General features: G+C 69.9%; 14 protein-coding genes and 1 pseudogene. 7 read left to right on the top strand and 8 right to left on the bottom strand.

Going from position 1 to position 18291, the window contains the following annotated elements:
• Positions 1–51: 51 nt before the first annotated feature.
• From U3649_RS05280 to U3649_RS05270, 3 genes are all read right to left on the bottom strand, one after another.
• A complete protein-coding gene (locus tag U3649_RS05280; protein WP_407353829.1) occupies positions 52–3456 on the bottom strand; it encodes a TonB-dependent receptor domain-containing protein in 3405 nt (1134 codons plus the stop codon).
• Positions 3457–3740: 284 nt separating this feature from the next.
• Positions 3741–4742, bottom strand: a complete 1002-nt coding sequence (locus tag U3649_RS05275; RefSeq protein WP_407353828.1) for a FecR family protein — start codon at positions 4740–4742, stop codon at positions 3741–3743.
• 4 nt (positions 4743–4746) lie between these two features.
• The gene (locus U3649_RS05270; protein ID WP_407353827.1) at positions 4747–5322 is read right to left on the bottom strand and encodes an RNA polymerase sigma factor; all 576 of its coding nucleotides are present in this window, start codon (positions 5320–5322) and stop codon (positions 4747–4749) included.
• A 310-nt stretch (positions 5323–5632) separates the two neighbouring features.
• Here U3649_RS05270 and U3649_RS05265 point away from each other — a divergent pair, with 310 nt between their 5' ends.
• Positions 5633–6484, top strand: a complete 852-nt coding sequence (locus U3649_RS05265; RefSeq protein WP_407353826.1) for a helix-turn-helix domain-containing protein — start codon at positions 5633–5635, stop codon at positions 6482–6484.
• A 235-nt stretch (positions 6485–6719) separates the two neighbouring features.
• The gene (locus tag U3649_RS05260) at positions 6720–7718 is read left to right on the top strand and encodes an alpha/beta hydrolase (RefSeq protein WP_407353825.1); all 999 of its coding nucleotides are present in this window, start codon (positions 6720–6722) and stop codon (positions 7716–7718) included.
• A gap of 253 nt (positions 7719–7971) precedes the next feature.
• Here U3649_RS05260 and U3649_RS05255 read toward each other — a convergent pair whose 3' ends face one another.
• Entirely contained in the window at positions 7972–9183 is a 1212-nt protein-coding gene (locus U3649_RS05255; protein ID WP_407353824.1) for an MFS transporter, read from the bottom strand.
• Positions 9184–9357: 174 nt separating this feature from the next.
• Positions 9358–9882, bottom strand: coding sequence for a hemerythrin domain-containing protein (locus U3649_RS05250; protein WP_407353823.1), 525 nt, complete (start codon positions 9880–9882; stop codon positions 9358–9360).
• Between the two features lie 434 nt (positions 9883–10316).
• Here U3649_RS05250 and U3649_RS05245 point away from each other — a divergent pair.
• From U3649_RS05245 to U3649_RS05230, 4 genes and pseudogenes are all read left to right on the top strand, one after another.
• Positions 10317–10541 (top strand): annotated as a pseudogene (locus U3649_RS05245) (glutathione-dependent formaldehyde dehydrogenase); the annotation flags it as partial.
• Positions 10542–10736: 195 nt separating this feature from the next.
• Positions 10737–13259, top strand: a complete 2523-nt coding sequence (ligD, locus tag U3649_RS05240; RefSeq protein WP_407353822.1) for a DNA ligase D — start codon at positions 10737–10739, stop codon at positions 13257–13259.
• Between the two features lie 28 nt (positions 13260–13287).
• Positions 13288–13569, top strand: coding sequence for a hypothetical protein (locus U3649_RS05235; protein ID WP_407354548.1), 282 nt, complete (start codon positions 13288–13290; stop codon positions 13567–13569).
• Between the two features lie 212 nt (positions 13570–13781).
• A complete protein-coding gene (locus U3649_RS05230; protein WP_407353821.1) occupies positions 13782–14744 on the top strand; it encodes a manganese catalase family protein in 963 nt (320 codons plus the stop codon).
• Positions 14745–14863: 119 nt separating this feature from the next.
• Here U3649_RS05230 and U3649_RS05225 read toward each other — a convergent pair whose 3' ends face one another.
• Positions 14864–15637, bottom strand: a complete 774-nt coding sequence (locus U3649_RS05225; protein WP_407353820.1) for a DNA-formamidopyrimidine glycosylase family protein — start codon at positions 15635–15637, stop codon at positions 14864–14866.
• A 149-nt stretch (positions 15638–15786) separates the two neighbouring features.
• On the opposite strand from U3649_RS05225, the gene U3649_RS05220 reads away from it, so the two are divergent.
• Positions 15787–17001 (top strand): serine hydrolase domain-containing protein, encoded by a 1215-nt coding sequence (locus tag U3649_RS05220; protein ID WP_407353819.1) that lies wholly within the window; start codon positions 15787–15789, stop codon positions 16999–17001.
• Between the two features lie 63 nt (positions 17002–17064).
• Here U3649_RS05220 and U3649_RS05215 read toward each other — a convergent pair whose 3' ends face one another.
• Together U3649_RS05215 and U3649_RS05210 are read right to left on the bottom strand one after the other, a co-directional pair.
• Positions 17065–17505 carry a hypothetical protein gene (locus U3649_RS05215; protein WP_407353818.1) on the bottom strand — a complete coding sequence of 147 codons (441 nt, stop codon included), beginning with the start codon at positions 17503–17505 and terminating at the stop codon, positions 17065–17067.
• Positions 17502–18146 carry a DUF5671 domain-containing protein gene (locus tag U3649_RS05210; protein WP_407353817.1) on the bottom strand — a complete coding sequence of 215 codons (645 nt, stop codon included), beginning with the start codon at positions 18144–18146 and terminating at the stop codon, positions 17502–17504. The genes U3649_RS05215 and U3649_RS05210 overlap by 4 nt, the downstream gene beginning before the upstream one ends.
• Positions 18147–18291: the final 145 nt, after the last annotated feature.

The following is an 18291-nucleotide window of genomic DNA, read 5'->3' as shown; positions in this document are numbered from 1 at the left end:
CCATTTCCCCGTTGATGTGCGGCCCGATAGCGCGGCAAAGACGGGCCATGCCTAGAACCTGAATTCCGCGCCAAGGAAGTAGCGCCGGCCGCGAACGTCATAGGTGCCGTTGAAATTCGAGCGGCGGCCGCTTTCGACATCGCCGTCCGGCGCGAACGGACTGATCTTGTCGAAGATGTTGTTGACGCCCGCGAAAATCCTCAGGTCGGGCGAACCGGAATCGAATTCGTAGCTGGCGCTGATCGAATGTTCCCATACCGCGGGGTAGCGCAGGAACAGGGGCCTTTCGGCGTCGGGAATCTCCTGCAGCACTTCCTGGTATTCGAGCAGCCGCTCGCGGCTGTCGAGGATCGTGCTGAAGTACTCGACCGAATAGCGCAGCCGGAAATCGTCGTGGCGCCAGGCGAGGCTGCCGAGCGCGCGCCACTTGAACGCGGGCGCATCGGCCAGCGAGTCGCGGGTGTCGGTGGTGACGCCGAGCCGCGTGATTTCGCGGTCCAGTACATGAGTGGCGTTGGCGCGGAGGTCGAACTGCCCGGGAACGCCGAACGATTCCAGGTCGAAGCGGTATTGCGCCGCGAAATCCAGCCCGCGGGTGGACAGTCGGTCGGAATTGGTCTCGAACTGGCGGATCAGCGTGATCTCGCCGTCGTCCTGGTCGCGCGCGACCCGGCTGCAGAAATCATTCTGCGCGACCGGCTGGTCGCTTTCATAGCAGCTCCTCAGCAGCAGGTTGTTGTCGAACAGCTCGATGACGTTGTCGATGGTGATGTCGTAGTAGTCGAGCGACAGTGCCAGCCCGGGGATGAAGCGTGGCGTCAGCACGACGCCCGCGGTCCAGGAATCGGAGGTCTCAGACTCGAGGTTGATGTTGCCCTCGTTGGTCGAGAGCAGCGTACCGAGGTCGGTCTCGAAGACACCACCCTCCTCGATCACCGCGACGATGCCCGGATCGGCACGGCAGTTGCTTCCGATCGCTCCGGGCGTGTTCGCGTCGACGCCGTCGCAAGGGTCGACGATGCCGCTGTCGGTATCGCCGCGCGCCGGGGAGAACAGTTCCGTCAGGTCCGGAGCGCGCTCGGCGCGTGCGTACTGGACGCGGAAGTGGATATCCTCGATCGGTTTCCAGCTCACCCCTGCGCGATAGGTGAAGACGTTGCCGACGGTGTCGATATCGTAGTTGGCCAGCCGCGCCGACAGGTCCAGATTCAGGTTCTCGGCGAACGGCCGGTCGGCCAGCAGCGGAATATTGACCTCGGCGAAGCCCTCGTAGGCCGAGATGCTGCCGTCGGTGTCCGGTACGGTGATCTCGGTCGTGCCGCCGTTCCGGGACAGGTCGTCGTTGCGCAGCCGCAGCGTGTCCTTGCGATACTCGGCGCCGAAGGCTGCAAGCACCGGACCTGCGGGCAGATCGAACAGCGGGCCGTCGAAAATGCTCTGGAAAGTCTGCTGGCGGATGTTCGCATCCAGCCTGAGATCGGCGCGGATGTAGTCGATGGCTTCCGGCGAAATCGAACCGATGCCGAAAATGTTGACCGGCACGCAACCTTCGGCACGCGCTTCCTCGCTCCGGCAGCGGATCTCGGTGGTGCTACCCGGGACGAACTCGGTGCGCAGGCCCTGTTCCAGCGCGCGCAGGTTGACCTCGTTGCGGCGCACCTGGTGTTGGGTGAAATCACCGTAACCGACGGTCGCCTCCCAACGCCAGTAGTCGCCCCAGGCGTCGCCGCGGGCGCCGAACCAGGCGCGCACGGTGGTGCGCTCGTTCTCGGTCTCGGTCCGCCCGACCTCGTCGAAGCGACGAGCCCAATCGATGTCGCCGAGCCCCCGGCGGCCGTCGGACGTCCTGAGCTGCGCCGGCGCGAACAGCGCCACCAGCGGATCGTCGCGATCGATCGTGCCCACGCCGTTGTCCATCTCGAGCAGACCGGTGTCCGGATTGACGAACGAGAAATCGCCGGCATCGTCGAGGCTCTGCGGCCTGCGCACGGACAGGGTCTCCTCGCGCGCGGCCTGAACCTGAGCGAACACCTCGGTGCTGTCCGTCAGCCGGTAGTTGATTTTCGAAGCGCCCAGGTAGCGCTCGCGGGGATTGAGGATGTTGTTGAAGACCCGGTCGCTCTCGCCGAAGCGGTCCGCGACGTCGCCGGCAGTGACGTCGTCGCCGAGAAACGCGAACTGGTTGTCGCCGGGATCGAAATAGCCGATGGGATCCGTGCCGCTGACGTTGGCGTCGAAGATGCCGCCGGGAAAGAACGTCGTCAGGCGGTCGCGCATGAGGTTTGGCGGGAAGGTATTCGCCGGGAAATCGCCGCCCGGGCCGCCTTCGGGATCGATGCCGTTGAATTCGTTGATCCCGCGCCCGGTGTCGTAGTCGAAGTCCGCTTCGATCAGGGCGAAATCGCGGTCGGTCGCGGCGATGCCCCAGCGCTTTTCGTGGGTCCCGGAGACCAGGAAATAGCCGCGGTCGCCGTCGAACCGGGTGCCCCAGCTGGCGGTGACTTCGCGGCGCTCGTCGTCGCCCTCCTCGCTGATGCCGCCGAGCGCCTTGACCCGAAACCCGGTCTGGTCGCTCTCGGTGATGATGTTGACCACGCCCGCGATCGCATCCGAACCGTAAACCGAGGACGCGCCGCCGGTGATGATCTCGACGCGGTCGATGAAGTCGTCGGGGATGCTGCTGAGGCTGACCCGGTTCGCCTGCGCGCTGTTGGAGACGGTGCGGCGGCCGTCGATCAGGACCAGCGTGCGGTTGTCGCCGAGCGCGCGCAGGTCGACCGTGGACAGTCCCTCGCTCTGCGCGTTGTCGCCCGAACTGGTCGCGGAGTTCGATTGCGACACGAACGGAAGCTCGGCAATCGTCTCGTTGAGATCCTGGGCACCGGTATCGTCGAGTTCCTCGGCGCTGAGGCCTACGATCGGTGTCGGCGTGTCGATGGTGTCGCGACGGATGCGGGTACCGGTGACGACGACGCCGGCAAGGGTGGCGGTATCGCGATCGGCGGCGCCGGCCGTGGACGAAGACGGATCCTGGCCGGGAAAACCGCCCCCGGCGGACAGCGTCGCGGTCATCCCGTCCGTCGTGTCCGGTGCGGTCGTGTCGAATCCGGTCGCGCCCGCGGGCTTGGCGGCATTGGTCTTGCGCCGGATCATGATGACGCCCGCCGCATTGGTTTCCATGGTCAGGTCGCTGCCTTCAAGCAGGCGCTCCAGTGCGCCTGCGGCGGTATAGCTGCCGCGAAGCTCGGGTGCGCTGTGCCCGGCGACCAGGTCATCGGTGAACACGATCTGCTGCCCGGCGGCGCGCGCATAGGCGCGCAGGGCCTGCGACAGCGGTTGCGCCGGAAGTTCGAAGCGGTAGGTGCGGTCCTGCGCGGTGGCGGTGACGCTGCACAGTGCCAGGGCGGCGGCGATCGAACCTGCCAGGAAAGCGCGGCGCAGGGCGGGCAACGGCATCTCGGTCTCCTTCGTGGCGACACCCGCTCCCCGGCGGGCGATCAGTAGCTATGACGCCGTTCGAGCAGAAACCCTCCACGTCGGCGGCAAGGCGACTGCGGAATGGAATCGCTGGCAGTGCCGTGCATGGCCGCCAGTGAGCGCAACCACCCGCCGCGCCGGGCGGTGGTTTCAGGCGTTGCGGAAACTGCGGCATGGCCCCTGGACGACGGCGCCGGGATCTCGCCCCGGGCACCGTACCGTCGCGTCGGCCAGGCGCGAGCGGCGGGCACGTCGCCTGCGACTCACCGTGCCGCGATCGGGCGCTCGCGCAATTCGACACTGCCATCCGGCGTGCGGGTGGCCTGCACCGGCAGATAAGTCGTGACCGTGGTGACGAACGATGACAGGTCGCCGGCGTTGATGACGCCGCTCAGGCGCAGCTTCGCCGCGCTGTCATCGGTGATTGCCACCTGTTCGCGGGTGTAGCGGCTGACGCGGGCAACGACCGCGTCCAGCGGTTCGTCATCGAAGATCAACTGGCCCTGTTGCCAGGCGATGGCCTGGTCGATGTCCACGCGCTGGATCTGCATCGGCCCCTGCGCTGCGGCGACCAGGCGCTGGCCCTGCCGTACTTCCATTGCTTTCGACTCGGGCACGTCGAGGACCAGCACCCGTCCTTCGATCAGGGTGATCGACGTCTGCGAGCCGAACAGATCGATGTTGAACGCGGTACCGGTGGCGATCACGCGCTGATCACCTGCCTGCACGGCGAAGGGGCGCAGTGGATCGCGGGCGACGTCGAACCTCGCCTGTCCCTTGACCAGCACCAGCTCGCGGGCGCGTTCGGAATATTCCACGCGCACTTCGCTTGCTGCATCCAGCGAAACGGCGGAGCCGTCCGACAGCGTGACGGTGTAGCGCTCGCCGAGTGCGGTGCGGTAGACATCCGGCCGCGCAAGCTGCCAGAACACGCCGCCTGCCAGCGTGGCCAGGGCGATGAGCGCGACCGAAGCCGCGATGGCCCGGCCCGGCATGCGATCGCGCCAGCGTCGGCGATTGTGCCGGTGTGCACGGTCGAGCGCGGCGCGACGCGCGGCGATGGCTTCCGGCGCGGCCGCATGTTCACCGACGAAATTCCAGAGATCCTGCACCTCGTGCCAGGCAGCGACATGGGCGGAATCCCGCATCAGCCACGCCTCCAGATCGTCCGCCTGCGACGGATCCTCGGTCAGACGCACACGCCAGGCCATCGCCTCGGCGAGGCGTTGTTCGTGCTGCTCGATACGGTCGCTGTCCGTGCTCATCGTTTCACTTCGATCTCAGCCGACGCAGCAGGTGCAGGCCGGCCTTGGCCACGTGCTTTTCCACCGTGCTCTGTGCCACACCCAGCAGCGCGGCGATTTCGCGCTGCTTCATATTCTCCAGCCGGAACATGACGAAGATGTCGCGGGTACGCGCATCCAGCTCGTCCAGCGCCCGGAAGACCTCGGCCAGCGTCTTCCTCGAGGATAGGACGCTCTCCGGAGAGCGATCCTCCACCAGGGCAAGGGGGATCGCTTGCGCCGTATTCTCGTCGATCGGGCAATGCGCAGTGATGCCGGCACGTCCGGCGGCACGGCCGCGGTCGCGCAGGAGGTTGCTGGCGATCTTGAAGACGAAGGCGTGCGGATTCTCGATCCGGTCCAGTTGCCCGGCGCGGATCAGCCGGGCAAAAACGTCCTGGGTAAGATCCTCGGCTTCGGAACGGTGCTGGACGCGGCGCAGGAAGAAGCTCAGCAGCGGCTCGCGGAACTCGGCGTACAACTGCGCGGCCAGGTCGGGCGAACAATCGGCGGCGGCATGTGACACGGGATCACCAATGGCCGGAACGCGCCGAATATACACCCGATCATGCGCCGGGGGAGGACGGCCCCATGCGCGCGTTGCTTTCCAGCCGGATCGTCAGCAAGCTGCTGATCCGGCATTGCACGCGGCGAACGCATCGGTCCACAGATCGCATCTGTGCAGGTTGCTCCGACGACAGGCCCCCGTGCGCTCGGCGAACTGCAGCATGAGCTCCGATGCCGCGCGCATCGCGCTGGACTCGCTCAACGTCCCGCTCCCGCCGCGATGACTGCCCGGAAACCCCGATCATGACGCGTCCCCATCCATGAAGCCGTGAAGGTTCGGCGCGCCGGGCGCTATCCTTCGCACGATGCCCGTGCCCTACCTCGAGCGCCCGATCTGCGAACCGGTGGAACTGCGCCCCGGCGCGCGGATCCGCGTCGAGCGCGTGGTCCAGGGCGGTGGGGCCGCCGCCAGCACACCGTTCCCGCACTTTCATGACGTGCACGAGCTGGTGTTGTTCGGCACCGTGTCCGGCACCTTCACCGCCGAGGGACGGCGCTATGCGCTGGCACCCGGCTGCATCGCCTTCGTGCCGTCGATGCGCCAGCACGATTTCGCCCTGGCGCCCGGCCCGCGCGACTGGCTGCTGGTACAGATCGACGCCGTCGCCGGCGAAACCCTGGCGCATGCGCCCGGACTCGAACGACTGGCGCATGCGTTCTGCGCACTGCCCGATACCGCGCAGAGCCGGCGCGTGGCCATGCTCGCCGAATGGCTGGGCGGACTCGGCAGCGACGACCCGCCCGCCCAGCCGCTGGTGGAACTGCTGCTGCATGCCGCGGTACGCGCGCCCGCGGTCGCGGGCGAGAGGCTGGCGGCCGACGCCGACGACCTCGAACGCCTGCGCCCGGCGATCGAACGCCTGCGCCGAGATCCCGCCCGCGCGCCCTCGGCCGAACAGGCGGCGGCGCTGTGCGCGCTCTCGCCCGCCTACTTCAGCCGCCGCTTCAAGCGACAGGTGGGCATGGCGTGGAGCGACTACGTGCGCACCCACCGCCTGCACCTGGCCAGCCAGCGCCTGCGCGACAGCGACCGCAGCATCGCCGCGATCGCCGAGAGCCTGGGCTTCTCCACGCCGTCGCACTTCGGCGAGCTGTTCCACCGCCGCTTCGGCATGACGCCGGCGGCCTATCGCCGCGCCGGCAGCGCACGGTCCTGACCGCCGGCGAAGGCGACGTGGCGCTTTCCGTTCGCAAGGAACATCGGAGCCGCCGGTCTCGGCGTTCCGGTGCGGCCGTCGTTGCGGAGACGACAGTCGAGCATGCATGGCCGGCCGGTGCGGTGAAGGCGCACCGCGAAGCGCTTCACGCTCGGTGCCGCCTGGGTCCGAATCCTGCCGTCCGCCCCGACGGGTATCCTGCCTGCAACGCTCGTCGCGAACGGGGGAATCTTCGATGAAGAAGGCGCTCGCCTGGGCGGTCGCATCGGCGCTGGCTCTCGTCTTGCTCGTGTTCGCCCTCGACCGGCTGACACCGTGGCCCCAGGCGCTGCTGATCCGGTACGCGTTCGAGAAGGGCGGCGCCGCCATGGCGCGGGCGCTCGAGAAACACGTGCCGCCGGGAATCGCGGAGATGCGGGACATCGCGTACCGCGACGATGATCGCGACGCCAGGCTCGATGTGTTCTACCCCGAGCGCATCGCCGGTACCGACACGGTGCTGCCGACCATCGTCTGGGTCCACGGCGGCGCCTGGATCTCCGGCAGCAAGGAGGACGTCGCCAACTACCTGCGGATCCTCGCCGCGCACGGCTACACGGCCGTCGGCATCGATTATTCCATCGCGCCGGGAAAGCGCTATCCGCTGCCGGTGATCCAGGCCAACGACGCGCTGAAGTACCTCGTCGCCAATGCCGGGCGGCTGCATGTGGACAGGGACCGGTTCGTGCTCGCCGGCGATTCGGCCGGTTCGCAGATCGCCGCGCAGGTGGCGGCGCTGACCACCAATCCCGGCTACGCGCGGACGATGCGGCTATCGCCGGCGATCGAGGCGAACCAGCTGAGGGCGACGGTGCTCGCGTGCGGCGCCTACGATCTGGCGCTGGTGGATTACGACGGCCCGTTCGGCGGCTTCCTGAAGACGGTGTTGTGGGCGTACACGGGGCGGAAGGACTTCCTAGACGATCCCGACCTCGCTCCGGCGTCGGTCGCCGATCACGTCACCGCGGATTTCCCGCCGACCTTCCTCACCGCCGGCAACGCCGACCCGCTGCAACCGCAGTCGCGGGAATTCGCCGCGCGGCTGGCGCACGCGGGCGTCGCCGTCGACACGCTGTTCTATCCCGCCGACCACGCGCCCGCGCTTGCGCACGAATACCAGTTCGACCTCGACGGCGCCGACGGCCGGCAGGCGCTGGCGCGGATCCTCGCGTTCCTGCAGGCGAATACCCGCTAGGCCGAACCACACTCGCTTCCGCGCCCAATTCGCCTTGTAGGAGGGGCTTCAGCCACGACCGCGCGGGCCAACGGGAGATGCGCTCCGCCGTTGTTTCCCTTCGCGACGCGCGGCGGCGCGTTCATCTTGGTCGCCACCGATGAATCAGCTTGGCGCGGGCTGAAGCCCCTCCTACGGACGTCGATGGCGTGAGCGAATGCCGGTACAGCCCAGAGCCTGCAGACCGGCATCGAACCCGCTGCGCCGCCCGGGTTCAGCCGGTGCAGGACGCCAGCCGCAGCCTGCGCGCGTCGCGGCGCGCCCAGACGTACACCAGCAGGCCCGCGACCGCAGTCGCCGCGCCGACGTAGCCGGTCGAGGTCCAGCCGAGTCCGGCGGTGATCGCCATCCCGCCCAACCACGGCCCCAATGCGTTGGCGGCGTTGAAGGCGGAATGGTTGGACGCGGCCGCCAGCGTCTGCGCACCGCCGGCCACGTCCATCAGCTGCGTCTGCAGGATCGGCGCCAGCGCGCCCATGGTGCCCACCGCCACCACCGCCGGCAGCACCAGCCACGGCGACTGCGCCGCGAACGGGAACGCCAGCAGCACCAGCGCCGACCAGACCAGCACCACCGCGGCGGCCCGGAACTGCAGGCGGTCGAACAGCCAGCCGCCGGCCAGGCTGCCGATCACCCCGCCGACGCCGAACGCGACCAACCCCAGCGGAATCCAAGACTCCGCCACCCCGGTCACGTGCACCAGGGTGGGCGCGAGATAGCTGAAGACGCAGAACATGCCGGAGAAGCCGATCGCGCCGATCGCCAGCGCCAGCCACACCTGCGAGCGGTTGAAGTCGCGCAGCTCGCGGATCGGATCCTGCCGCGGCTCGTCCGGATCCGGCGGCAGGAACCGCGCCACCAGCACCACCGTCAGCAGCGCGATGCCCGCGACCAGCGCGAAGGCCCAGCGCCAGTGGAACGTATGCCCGAGCCAGGTGGCGAACGGATTGCCGATCAGCAGCGCGATCGCCAGGCCCAGCATCACCCGACCGACCGCGGCGCCGCGCTGGTCGGGCCGGCTGATCGAGGCCGCCACCAGCGCCGCCACGCCGAAGTACGCGCCGTGCGGCAGCCCGGCGACGAAGCGGACCGCCAGCAGCGCGTGGTAGCCCGGCGCCAGCGCGGTGGCCGCATTGCCGAGCGCGTAGAAGCCCATCAGCGCCAGCAGCAGCGGCCGGCGCCGCAGCCGCGCGCCCAGGATCGCCAGCAGCGGCGCGCCCACCACCACGCCCAGCGCGTAGGCGCTGATCGCGTGCCCGATCTGCGGCTCGTCGACCGCCAGCCCGCGCGCCAGGTCGGGCATCAGGCCCATCGGCACGAATTCGCTGGTGCCGATGGCGAACCCGCCCATCGCCAGCGCGAACAGGATCAGGGCGGTGTCGCGCCGCGCGAGCGGCCGCGCGGCCGGGGTGCGGCTGTCTGCCATGTCGGGTCCCACGGGGAGATCACGACATTATTGTGCATTGCAGCATCAACGGGAAGCGACGACCGGGCACCACACCGTTCCGCGCGCGCCTCGCGGCCTCGCGATCGGATCGCCGCATGTAGCCGGTCCGCCGAGACGGCACCTGCCGGGGCCGCCCGCGCGCCGGACAGCGGATCACCCGGGCGCCTTGGGCATGCGCAACATCGCCTTGGCGGCGGTCTTGATCTTGGCCTGCGCCTGGATCGCCTCGGCCGCGGACGAGGCCTTCCATTCCTCGTACTGGCGGTCCAGGTCGGCCCGCTCCTCGGGCGTGAACAGGCCCCGCGCGGAGGCGAACATCTCCTTCTCCTCCTCCTCCGCGTGGTGCTCGATGAACTCCGACAGCACCTTGACCGAGCCGGCGAACTGCCGCGAGGTCGGCGGCGAGGCATGCAGGTCCGGCAGCACCGCCAACTCCACCGCGCGGTGCTCCTGGATGGCCTCGGAATGCTGCAAGAGCTGGTCGTGGGAGGCGCGCTCCGCGAAGGCGGGATAGAACACCAGCTCCTCCCATTTGGCGTGCGGAATCAGATTGGCCTCGATCTTGTCCAGCAACTCGGTGCGCGTCTTCTCCGCGCGGTCGGTGGTGGCGTTGATCTTCGCGAACAGGTCGCGGAGCACGTCGTGTTCGCTCTTCAGCGTCTCGAGGATATCGCGCATGGCTGTCTTCACCGTGGACGGGGGTCGCCATCCAAGCGCACCGCGGCTCGCGCCACCGTGAAGACGCGTGCGCATTCTTCCCGACGCGGGTCGCGCCATGCGTGCGCGCGCCCTCACCGGCATCGCATCGCGCACCCGATCGCCCGTCGGCCGGGCCGGCCACGGCGCGCTGCGGCGCGCGGACTGCAACTCCTGCATGCGCGGCACATGCGCGGCGATGCGCGGCGATGCGCGCCGGCAGGCGGCCGCAGGCCAGGCCGTAAGCGGCACGCTGGCTCCGTGGCGACGCCGCGATGCGCGCCGCCCTGCGGGCCGCCCACGCTGGCACCGCTCTTGCGATACCTCCTGCATCGAACGAGGCCCAGGAGCGGCGATGAAAGCCGAAGGCGACCATCCCCGGTTCGGCGACGCCCGGGTGCGGCGCAGCCTGAGCCAAGTTTCCCGTCGGGGTGGTCATGAACAAGGGCCTGACCGTGCGCACGGCCCAGCAGCACGGGCAGAAATACCTGCCGCGCCTGCTCGAGCACGCCCAGCGCGGCGAGCTGCTGCCCTCGTACCTGGCCAGTCACCGGATGCCGCTGGAGGATGCCGTACGCGGCTACGAGATGTTCAAGAAGAAGCAGGACGGCTGCGTGCACGTGGTGTTCGAACCCGCCTGAGCGGCACTCCGCTCTTTTGCGCCTGCCTGCCAGCGGGAGCGGCGGGGGCCACCGCCGGGGAGTCGCGACGGACGGTGAAGCCGTCGCGACTTCCGTCGCTCCCACGAACACGGGCCAAGCCGGGCGCGCCGCGGGCCGCAGCCGCCCGCGCTTCTTCGCGTCGTCTTGATGGCGCCGCGGCCACGGTGCAACGGCATGAGCCTCACCGAGTACCGGCGCAAGCGCCAGTTCACCAGGACCCGGGAGCCGGAGCCGGGCAAGCGGCTGCCGCGCGGAAAGCGCGCGATCTTCGTGGTGCAGCTGCACCACGCGCGCCGCCGCCACTACGATCTGCGCCTGCAGGTCGGCGATGCGCTCAAGAGCTGGGCGGTGCCCAAGGGGCCGAGCTACGACCCCAAGGTCAAGCGCATGGCGGTCGAGGTGGAGGACCATCCGGTCGACTACGCCGGCTTCGAGGGCGACATTCCGGAGGGCGAATACGGCGGCGGCCACGTCGCGCGGTTCGACCGCGGCGTCTGGGCCACCGAGGGCGATGCCGAGGCGCAACTGGCCAAGGGGCACCTGCGCTTCGAACTGTTCGGCGACAAGCTCAAGGGCGGCTGGCACCTGGTGCGCTCGGGCAGGTCCGGCAGCAAGCCGCAATGGTTGCTGTTCAAGGACGACGATGCCTTCGCCGGTGCGCTGGAAGCCGACGACCTGCTGTCGGGCGTCACCCCGCCGGCGAAGGCGGACGCCAGGCGCGCCGGCAGCGGCAAGCCGGCGAAGAAGCGGCGCAAGGCCGTGGCGCCGGCGCGCCGGCGCAAGCGCGACTGGTCGAAGGCCGCCTCGGCGCTGACGCACGCGCGCAAGCGCAAGCCGCCGGAAGGGCCGTTCGTGCCGCAGCTCGCGCGACTCGGGACCGCGCCGCCGAAGGGCGGGCAGTGGCTGCACGAACTCAAGTGGGACGGCTACCGGATCCTCGCCACCATCGACGACGGCCAGGTGCGGCTGTGGTCGCGCAACGCGCTGGAGTGGAGCGAGCGCATTCCCGAGATCCACGCGGCGGTCGAGCAACTGAACCTGACCTCCGCCGCCCTCGACGGCGAGCTGATCGCCGGCAGCGGCGCGCGCGAGGACTTCGGCCTGCTGCAGGCCACGCTCTCCGGCGAGAAGCAGGGCGTACTGGTCTACGTGCTGTTCGACCTGCTCCACCTGGACGGCATCGACGTCTCGGAGGCGCCGTTGGCCGAGCGCAAGGCGCTGTTGCAGCAGGTGCTGGCGAAGCCGCCGCCGCACCTGGCCTTCAGCTCGCACATCGAGGGCGACGGCGACGCGGCGTACGCGCTGGCGGGCGAGCGCCACTTCGAGGGCATCATCTCCAAGCGGGGCGACCGCCCCTACCGCGACGGACGCAGCGACGAATGGCGCAAGACCAAGCACCTGGCCAGCGACGAGTACGCGGTGGTCGGCTATACCGCGCCCAAGGGCGCGCGCAGCGGATTCGGATCGCTGCTGCTGGCGCGGCCGGATCCCGGGCGCGGCTGGGTCTACGCCGGCCGCGTCGGCACCGGCTTCAGCGAGCAGCTCATCGAGGAACTGAGCCGGCGCATCGGCAAGGCCGGCCGCAAGGCGCCGACGGTGCGCGTGCCGGAGCACGACACCGACCTGCGCACGGCGAAGTGGTTCGCGCCGCGCTTCGTGGTGGAGGTGTTCTCGCGCGGCGCCGGGCGCCAGGGCCTGCTGCGCCAGGCCTCGCTCAAGGCGGTGCGCGCGGACAAGGACGTGGCCGACCTGCGGAACGACGGCGGCGACCGCGGCGCCGGCACCCGCAGGAAGGTCCCGGCCAAGCGCGCGAAGCCGGTGAACGGCGCGGCGCCGCGGCTCACCAGCCCCGGCAAGGTCGTCTTCCCCGACATCCGCGCCACCAAGCAGGACGTGGCCGACTACTACCAGGCGGTGATGGACCACGTGCTGCCGGAAATCGCCGGCCGGCCGCTGTCGATCATCCGCTGCCCGAACGGCTCGGAGAAGCCGTGCTTCTTCCAGAAGCACCACACCGCAGGACTGGAGGCGGTGTCGTTCGCAAGGCTCAAGGAAGAGGCCGGCAACAGCGCCAACTACCTGGTCGTCGAGGACGCCGCCGGGCTGATGGAACTGGTGCAGTTCAACACGCTGGAGCTGCATCCATGGGGCGCGCGCGCCGACGCGCCGGACCTGGCCGACCGCGTGGTGTTCGACCTCGATCCCGGCCCCGGCGTGCCGTTCGCCGAGGTCAAGCGCGCCGCCGTGAACGTGCGCAAGCTGTTGCGGCAGCTGGAGCTGGAATCGTTCCTGCGCACCACCGGCGGCAAGGGCCTGCACGTGGTGGTCCCGCTCGCCCCGGGCTGCGAATGGGACCTGGTGAAGCGCTTCGCGCACGGTTTCGCCGATGCCCTGGCGAGATCCGAGCCACTGCGCTTCGTCGCGGTGTCGACGCTGAAGCTGCGCAACCGGAAGATCTTCGTCGACTACCTGCGCAACGGCCGCGGCGCGACTGCGGTGGCGTCGTACTCGCTTCGCGCGCGACCCGGCGCGCCGGTGGCGCTGCCGCTGGCATGGAGCGAGCTGTCCAGGCTCAAGCGGCCCGACGCATTCACGATGCGCGACGTGCCGGCGCGGCTGAAGCGGCGGCGCAAGGATCCATGGCAAGGCATCGACGCAGTGAAGCAGGACCTTTCGCGGTGGTCATCGGAGGACTGAACCCGTGACGCCGCGCGTGGGCGGACGGATGAAGCGCTACGCGGATCTCCACGGCGACAGCGGCGTGGTCGCGTACGCGCTGCTGCCCAAAGCGATCGCCGTCGAGTTCCGATCCGGCGCGGTCTACGTGTATACCGCCGACAGCGCCGGTCCCGGCCGGCTCGCACGGATGTGCAGGCTGGCGGCCTCCGGACGCGGCCTGAGCACCTACATCAGCCGCCACGTGCACGACCGCTACGCCGAGGTCCACGACGATCGCACGCACTGGGAAGCCGCGCAGCCATCACGGCACCCGGCGCCGAAGGCCTGAGCATGCCGCGCTCGTGACTGCGCTCGCGTACGTGCGGCGCACGTGCGCATCCATCCGTGGCGCATTCAGCCGTGCGCGGTTGTCGGTCGTGCATCCGGCCACGAAAAAACGTGCGCGGAATTCGCGGCATCTTGATCCGGACGCCGCGACACTCGATTTTCCGGCGCACGACGCGCATCCCGGCCACGCCACTCGCCCCAACGGAGAATTCCATGTTCGCCCACAACAAGCGCCTGCAGTACTCGGTCCACGTGTCCGAGAGCAATCCCGCCCTGGCCAACCTCATGCTCGAGCAGTTCGGCGGTCCGCAGGGCGAACTCGCCGCGGCGATGCGCTACTTCACCCAGGCGCTGGCCGAGGACGATCCGGGGCGCAAGGACATGCTGCTCGACATCGCCACCGAGGAGCTCAGCCATCTCGAGGTGATCGGCACGATCGTCGCGATGCTCAACAAGGGCGCCAAGGGCCGCCTGGCCGAGGCCGTGGAGGAGGAGGCGGAACTGTTCCGCTCGCTGCAGGGCGCCGGCAACGACTCCCATGTCACCCAGGTGCTGTACGGCGGCGGCCCCGCGCTCACCAATTCCGGCGGCCAGCTGTGGACGGCCGGCTACATCGACAGCATCGGCGAACCCACCGCCGACCTGCGCTCCAACATCGCCGCCGAGGCACGCGCCAAGATCGTCTACGAGCGGCTGATCAACGTCACCTCCGATCCCGGGGTGAAGGAGGCGCTGGGTTTCCTGATGACACGCGAAATGGCGCACCAGAAATCGTTCGAGAAGGCGCTGTACGCCATGGAGCCGAACTTCCCGCCGGGCAAGCTGGCCGGGATGCCGGAGTTCGAGGAGATGTACGTCAACACCTCGCAGGGCGAGGGCGACATGCGCGGTCCCTGGAACAGCGACGAGAACTTCCGCTACGCCGACGGAGATCCCGCCACGTTCGTCGCCGCCGGCGGTGGGGACGGGATGTCTTCGGTCAAGCTCGGCCGCAAGGAGAAGAGCGTGGTGGCGGCGATGGCCGAGCGCACCGTGTCGAATCCAGCCGTCAATCCCCTTACCGGCATCGAACTTGGGAAGGCCGAAGGCACGATGGCGAAGACCGCCGCGGTCAAGCAGCAGGCGCCGGAAGCGCCGGCACAACCGGCGACGCGCGGGCGCAAGCCCAGGAAGTAGCCGGACTGCATAGCGGCCGGCCACAAAGGCGCGCCCTGCGCACGATCCGGCTGCTGCCGCCGCACACGCCAGGCGTCCGGCGCCGCCGGCGTCGCGTGCATCTCGCGCCTGGCGCGCCCCTAGGCGTCGGTGCCGGCGCTGTCGCCGTCCGCGCCCTCGGCGTACAACCGTTGGCAGGCCTCGCAGAAGAATGCGCGGCGCCGCGCCTGGCCCAGGTGCTTGCGGTAGCTCAGCCGGCAGCCGTCGCGCGGGCAGACCGTCTTCGTGTGCACCTGGTAGTGCTGCCGCAGCACGAACGCCCGCTTCCAGCTCAGGAAATCGAAGCTGTACTCGCGTGCCTGGTCGATCAGTTCCGACAGCTTGCGCGGCGGCAGCGCGCCGATGCGGCTTTCCGGGTGCACGCGGATGCGGTGCAGCACCTCGTTCTTGATGATGTTGTCGACGCCGGCGAAGACGTCCTGGTCGAGCAACGCGTCGGCCGCCAATGCCTGCGGCCTCAGCTTCAGCTTGCGCCGCGCCCTGGACCGGCTCCAGTGCGGATTCATCACGTCGCCGCTCCAGTCGTACACGTCGCCGGGCGTCCCGTCGACGAAGCGCACCGAGCAGGCATAGAAGTTCAGCTCCTCGCCTGCGCTGAAACCGAGGCTGAGCCGAGGCGGCGTGTCCCGGCGCTCGTTGATCCGGTAGCTGCCGAACAGCAGGAAGTGGATCCGCAGGAAGAACCCGTCGAACGCCAGCAGGAAGTGCTTGCCCCAACTGTGCACGCCGAGCACCTTGCGCCCGGCCATGCGGCCGATGTCCTGCGTGCTGTTGCCGCCGACGCGCAGCACCTTGCGGCCGGCGAAACCCGCGGCCGCTTCCCTGAGGATGACGATGGAAGGGCCCTCGGGCATGCAGGGCAGTATCGGGGCGGCCGGTGAGGCCCGCGTCAACCGGCGCGGCGCGCCTCGCGGCGCGCACGGCGGTTCCGTAGGATGGGCGCAGCCGCGGCCGCCGCCTTTGCCGGAAGGCGCGCATCCACCCACACCATGGACATCCGATCATGTTGCGTCGCTTGCGATCCTGCTGCCTGGCCGTCGCGCTGACCGTCGCCGGCGGCCTCGACGCCGCCGAACCCGTGGGCATGGTGCGCGTCGCGTTCGACCGCGACGGCGTCACCGCGATCCGCGCCCGGGGCCTGGCCGACGTGGCGGCCGGACGCGCCATCGGCGCGGAGGATCCGGTGCGGGTCGCATCGATCTCGAAGCTGGCCACCGCGATCGCCGTCATGCGGCTGGTGGAGGCCGGCAAGCTGGACCTGGACGCGGACGTATCGGACCTGCTCGGCTGGTCGCTGCGGCACCCGCGGCATCCCGACCGGCCCATCACCCTGCGCCTGCTGCTGTCGCACCGCTCGAGCCTGACCGATGCGGCCGGCTACTACGCGGTGCCGCTGGACGGCGCGGTGAAGGACATTCTGGACGACCCGCGCGCATGGGACGCGGCGCATGCGCCGGGCACCCACTTCCGCTACGCCAACCTCAACTTCCCGCTGGTCGCCGCGGTGATGGAAAACGCCACCGGCGAGCGCTTCGACCGGCTGATGGACGCGCTGGTGCTGCGCCCGCTGGGGATCGCCGGCTGCTTCAACTGGGAACTGTGCGACACCGCCACCGCCGCGCGCGCGGTGGTGCTGTACGACGCGGAGGGCACGCCGGTGCGCGACGACAACCGCGGCCGCAAGCCGGCGTGCCCGGTCAACCGCGCCAGCGACGGCGCTTGCGACCTGGGGGACTGGCGGCCCGGGGTGAACGGCGCGCTGTTCTCGCCGCAGGGCGGGCTGCGCATCTCCGCGATCGGGCTCGCCCGGATCGGCCGGCTGCTGCTCGGCGACGGCAGCGTCGACGGCGTACGCCTGCTGAGCCCCGAGTCGGTGCGCACGCTGGCGCAACCGCTGTGGACCTGGGCGCCCGGCAACGGCATCACCTTCGAGGAAGACGACAGCGGGCAGTCGCGGCAGGGTTTCATGTGCCGCTACGGCCTGGCCGTGCAGGTCCTGGCGACGCCGCGCGACGGCTGCCGCGACGATCCGTTCGGCGACGGCGTGCCGCGGGTCGGCCATGCCGGCGCCGCCTACGGGCTGCTGTCGGGCCTGTGGCTGGATCGCGAAACCGGGACCGGCGTGGCCTACTTCGCCACCGGCGTGCCCGACGCGCCGGTCGGTGCGCATTCGGCGTTCACCGCGATCGAGGAACGGATGGCGCGCGACGCGTGGTGATGCCGGCCCGGCCACAGGAGTCGGACTTCGACCGTCCCGGCGGAACCGGGTTGCTGGTGAGCGTCACGAGCCGCCTTTCCCGCTCCTGCGTTCGAAGCATTGACGCCCGGCGCCGTGATTCCATTCGCTCGACCACCGGACATCCGCCAGGACCTCGGCGGTGTCCGTGGTGAAAACCGCGCACAAGCGGTAGCTGCGCTCGCCGGTGATCTCGTACGCGTAGGGCGTGCCGCTCACCGGATCGGCGATCGCCAGCCGCTGGCCCGGCCGGCCGGCCAGCGTGGCCAGGTCGGGCGGGAGCGCGTCGTGCTGCTCGCGATAATCGTCGACGGCGACGCCGATGCGCTGCAGGTCGCGCACGCGCCGGTCGTCGAGCTTCGCTTCGCGCCGCGCCGCCGGCGTGCCCATCACCGCGACCGCGGCCGCCACCGTCGCGACCACCACCAGGCCGGCGGCCACCAGCAGCCAGCGCCCGGCTCCGCTGCCGACGCCATCCGCGCTCACGCCTCTTTCTCCTCGCGGCGCAGGTCCAGCAGGTAGTAGCCGAAGATCGCGCCGGCGATCACCGCCGCCACCAGCACCTTGAGCAGGAAGCGCAACGTCAACTCGCCGCCGAGCAGGTTGTAGACCAGCGTGATCATGTCGCCGACTAGCACCGCCGCCGCCAGGAACAGGGTCAGGTACGTCAGCCAGCGGCGCACCGTCGACAGCCGCTTGACCGGGTTGCGCGCCAGCTCCCTGCCCAGGTAGTGCGCGACGTAGAGGAACACCGGGAACGCGATGATCACCGAGGCGGTCGACCAGCGCATCGACCGCGCGAGGCCGCCGACGACGTAGTCGGGATCGGCAGGATCGGGCAGCGCGCGGTTGATCAGGTCGAACAGCAGGCTGCCGAGGTGGTAGGCGGCGACGTAGAGCGTGGCGAACAGCACCAGGTAGAGGAAGGCCTCGCGCGCCGACAGGTACGGCCGCGGCCGCGGAACCGGCACGGAAAACGGGACCTCCGCATAGGCGCCGAGCGCGCCGCGGATCTGTTCCGGCGGCCACCCCGCCGCGGTCAGCGCCGCCTCGATCGCCGCTCTCGGCTCGCCCCTCGCAAGGGCCTCGCGGACGAACCACTCCAGATCCTGCGCTGCCGAAGCCATGCCCCGTTCCTTGCCGGTTGCGGACGGCCAATCTAGCAGGTCCCCGCCCGATGCCGACCGTGCGGCCGCGCGGCCGCGCCCGGCGTGAGCACGATGGCGTCACCCGGACCTTTTTGCGCGGCAAGGCGCGCCCGCAGCACGGCTC

Origin of the sequence: Luteimonas sp. R10 (assembly GCF_045689605.1) — a bacterium.
Classification (GTDB): domain Bacteria; phylum Pseudomonadota; class Gammaproteobacteria; order Xanthomonadales; family Xanthomonadaceae; genus Luteimonas.
Note: the sequence above shows the minus strand (reverse complement) of the source record. Positions and strands in the feature narration are given on the sequence as shown.

What these genes read in the sequence shown, in the direction of transcription:
- U3649_RS05280 (WP_407353829.1), bottom strand. Translation starts at nt 3,456, where the DNA reads ATGCCGTTGCCCGCCCTGCGCCGCGCTTTCCTGGCAGGTTCGATCGCC.
- U3649_RS05275 (WP_407353828.1), bottom strand. Translation starts at nt 4,742, where the DNA reads ATGAGCACGGACAGCGACCGTATCGAGCAGCACGAACAACGCCTCGCC.
- U3649_RS05265 (WP_407353826.1), top strand. Translation starts at nt 5,633, where the DNA reads ATGCCCGTGCCCTACCTCGAGCGCCCGATCTGCGAACCGGTGGAACTG.
- U3649_RS05260 (WP_407353825.1), top strand. Translation starts at nt 6,720, where the DNA reads ATGAAGAAGGCGCTCGCCTGGGCGGTCGCATCGGCGCTGGCTCTCGTC.
- U3649_RS05255 (WP_407353824.1), bottom strand. Translation starts at nt 9,183, where the DNA reads ATGGCAGACAGCCGCACCCCGGCCGCGCGGCCGCTCGCGCGGCGCGAC.
- U3649_RS05250 (WP_407353823.1), bottom strand. Translation starts at nt 9,882, where the DNA reads ATGCGCGATATCCTCGAGACGCTGAAGAGCGAACACGACGTGCTCCGC.
- ligD (WP_407353822.1), top strand. Translation starts at nt 10,737, where the DNA reads ATGAGCCTCACCGAGTACCGGCGCAAGCGCCAGTTCACCAGGACCCGG.
- U3649_RS05235 (WP_407354548.1), top strand. Translation starts at nt 13,288, where the DNA reads ATGAAGCGCTACGCGGATCTCCACGGCGACAGCGGCGTGGTCGCGTAC.
- U3649_RS05230 (WP_407353821.1), top strand. Translation starts at nt 13,782, where the DNA reads ATGTTCGCCCACAACAAGCGCCTGCAGTACTCGGTCCACGTGTCCGAG.
- U3649_RS05225 (WP_407353820.1), bottom strand. Translation starts at nt 15,637, where the DNA reads ATGCCCGAGGGCCCTTCCATCGTCATCCTCAGGGAAGCGGCCGCGGGT.
- U3649_RS05220 (WP_407353819.1), top strand. Translation starts at nt 15,787, where the DNA reads ATGTTGCGTCGCTTGCGATCCTGCTGCCTGGCCGTCGCGCTGACCGTC.
- U3649_RS05210 (WP_407353817.1), bottom strand. Translation starts at nt 18,146, where the DNA reads ATGGCTTCGGCAGCGCAGGATCTGGAGTGGTTCGTCCGCGAGGCCCTT.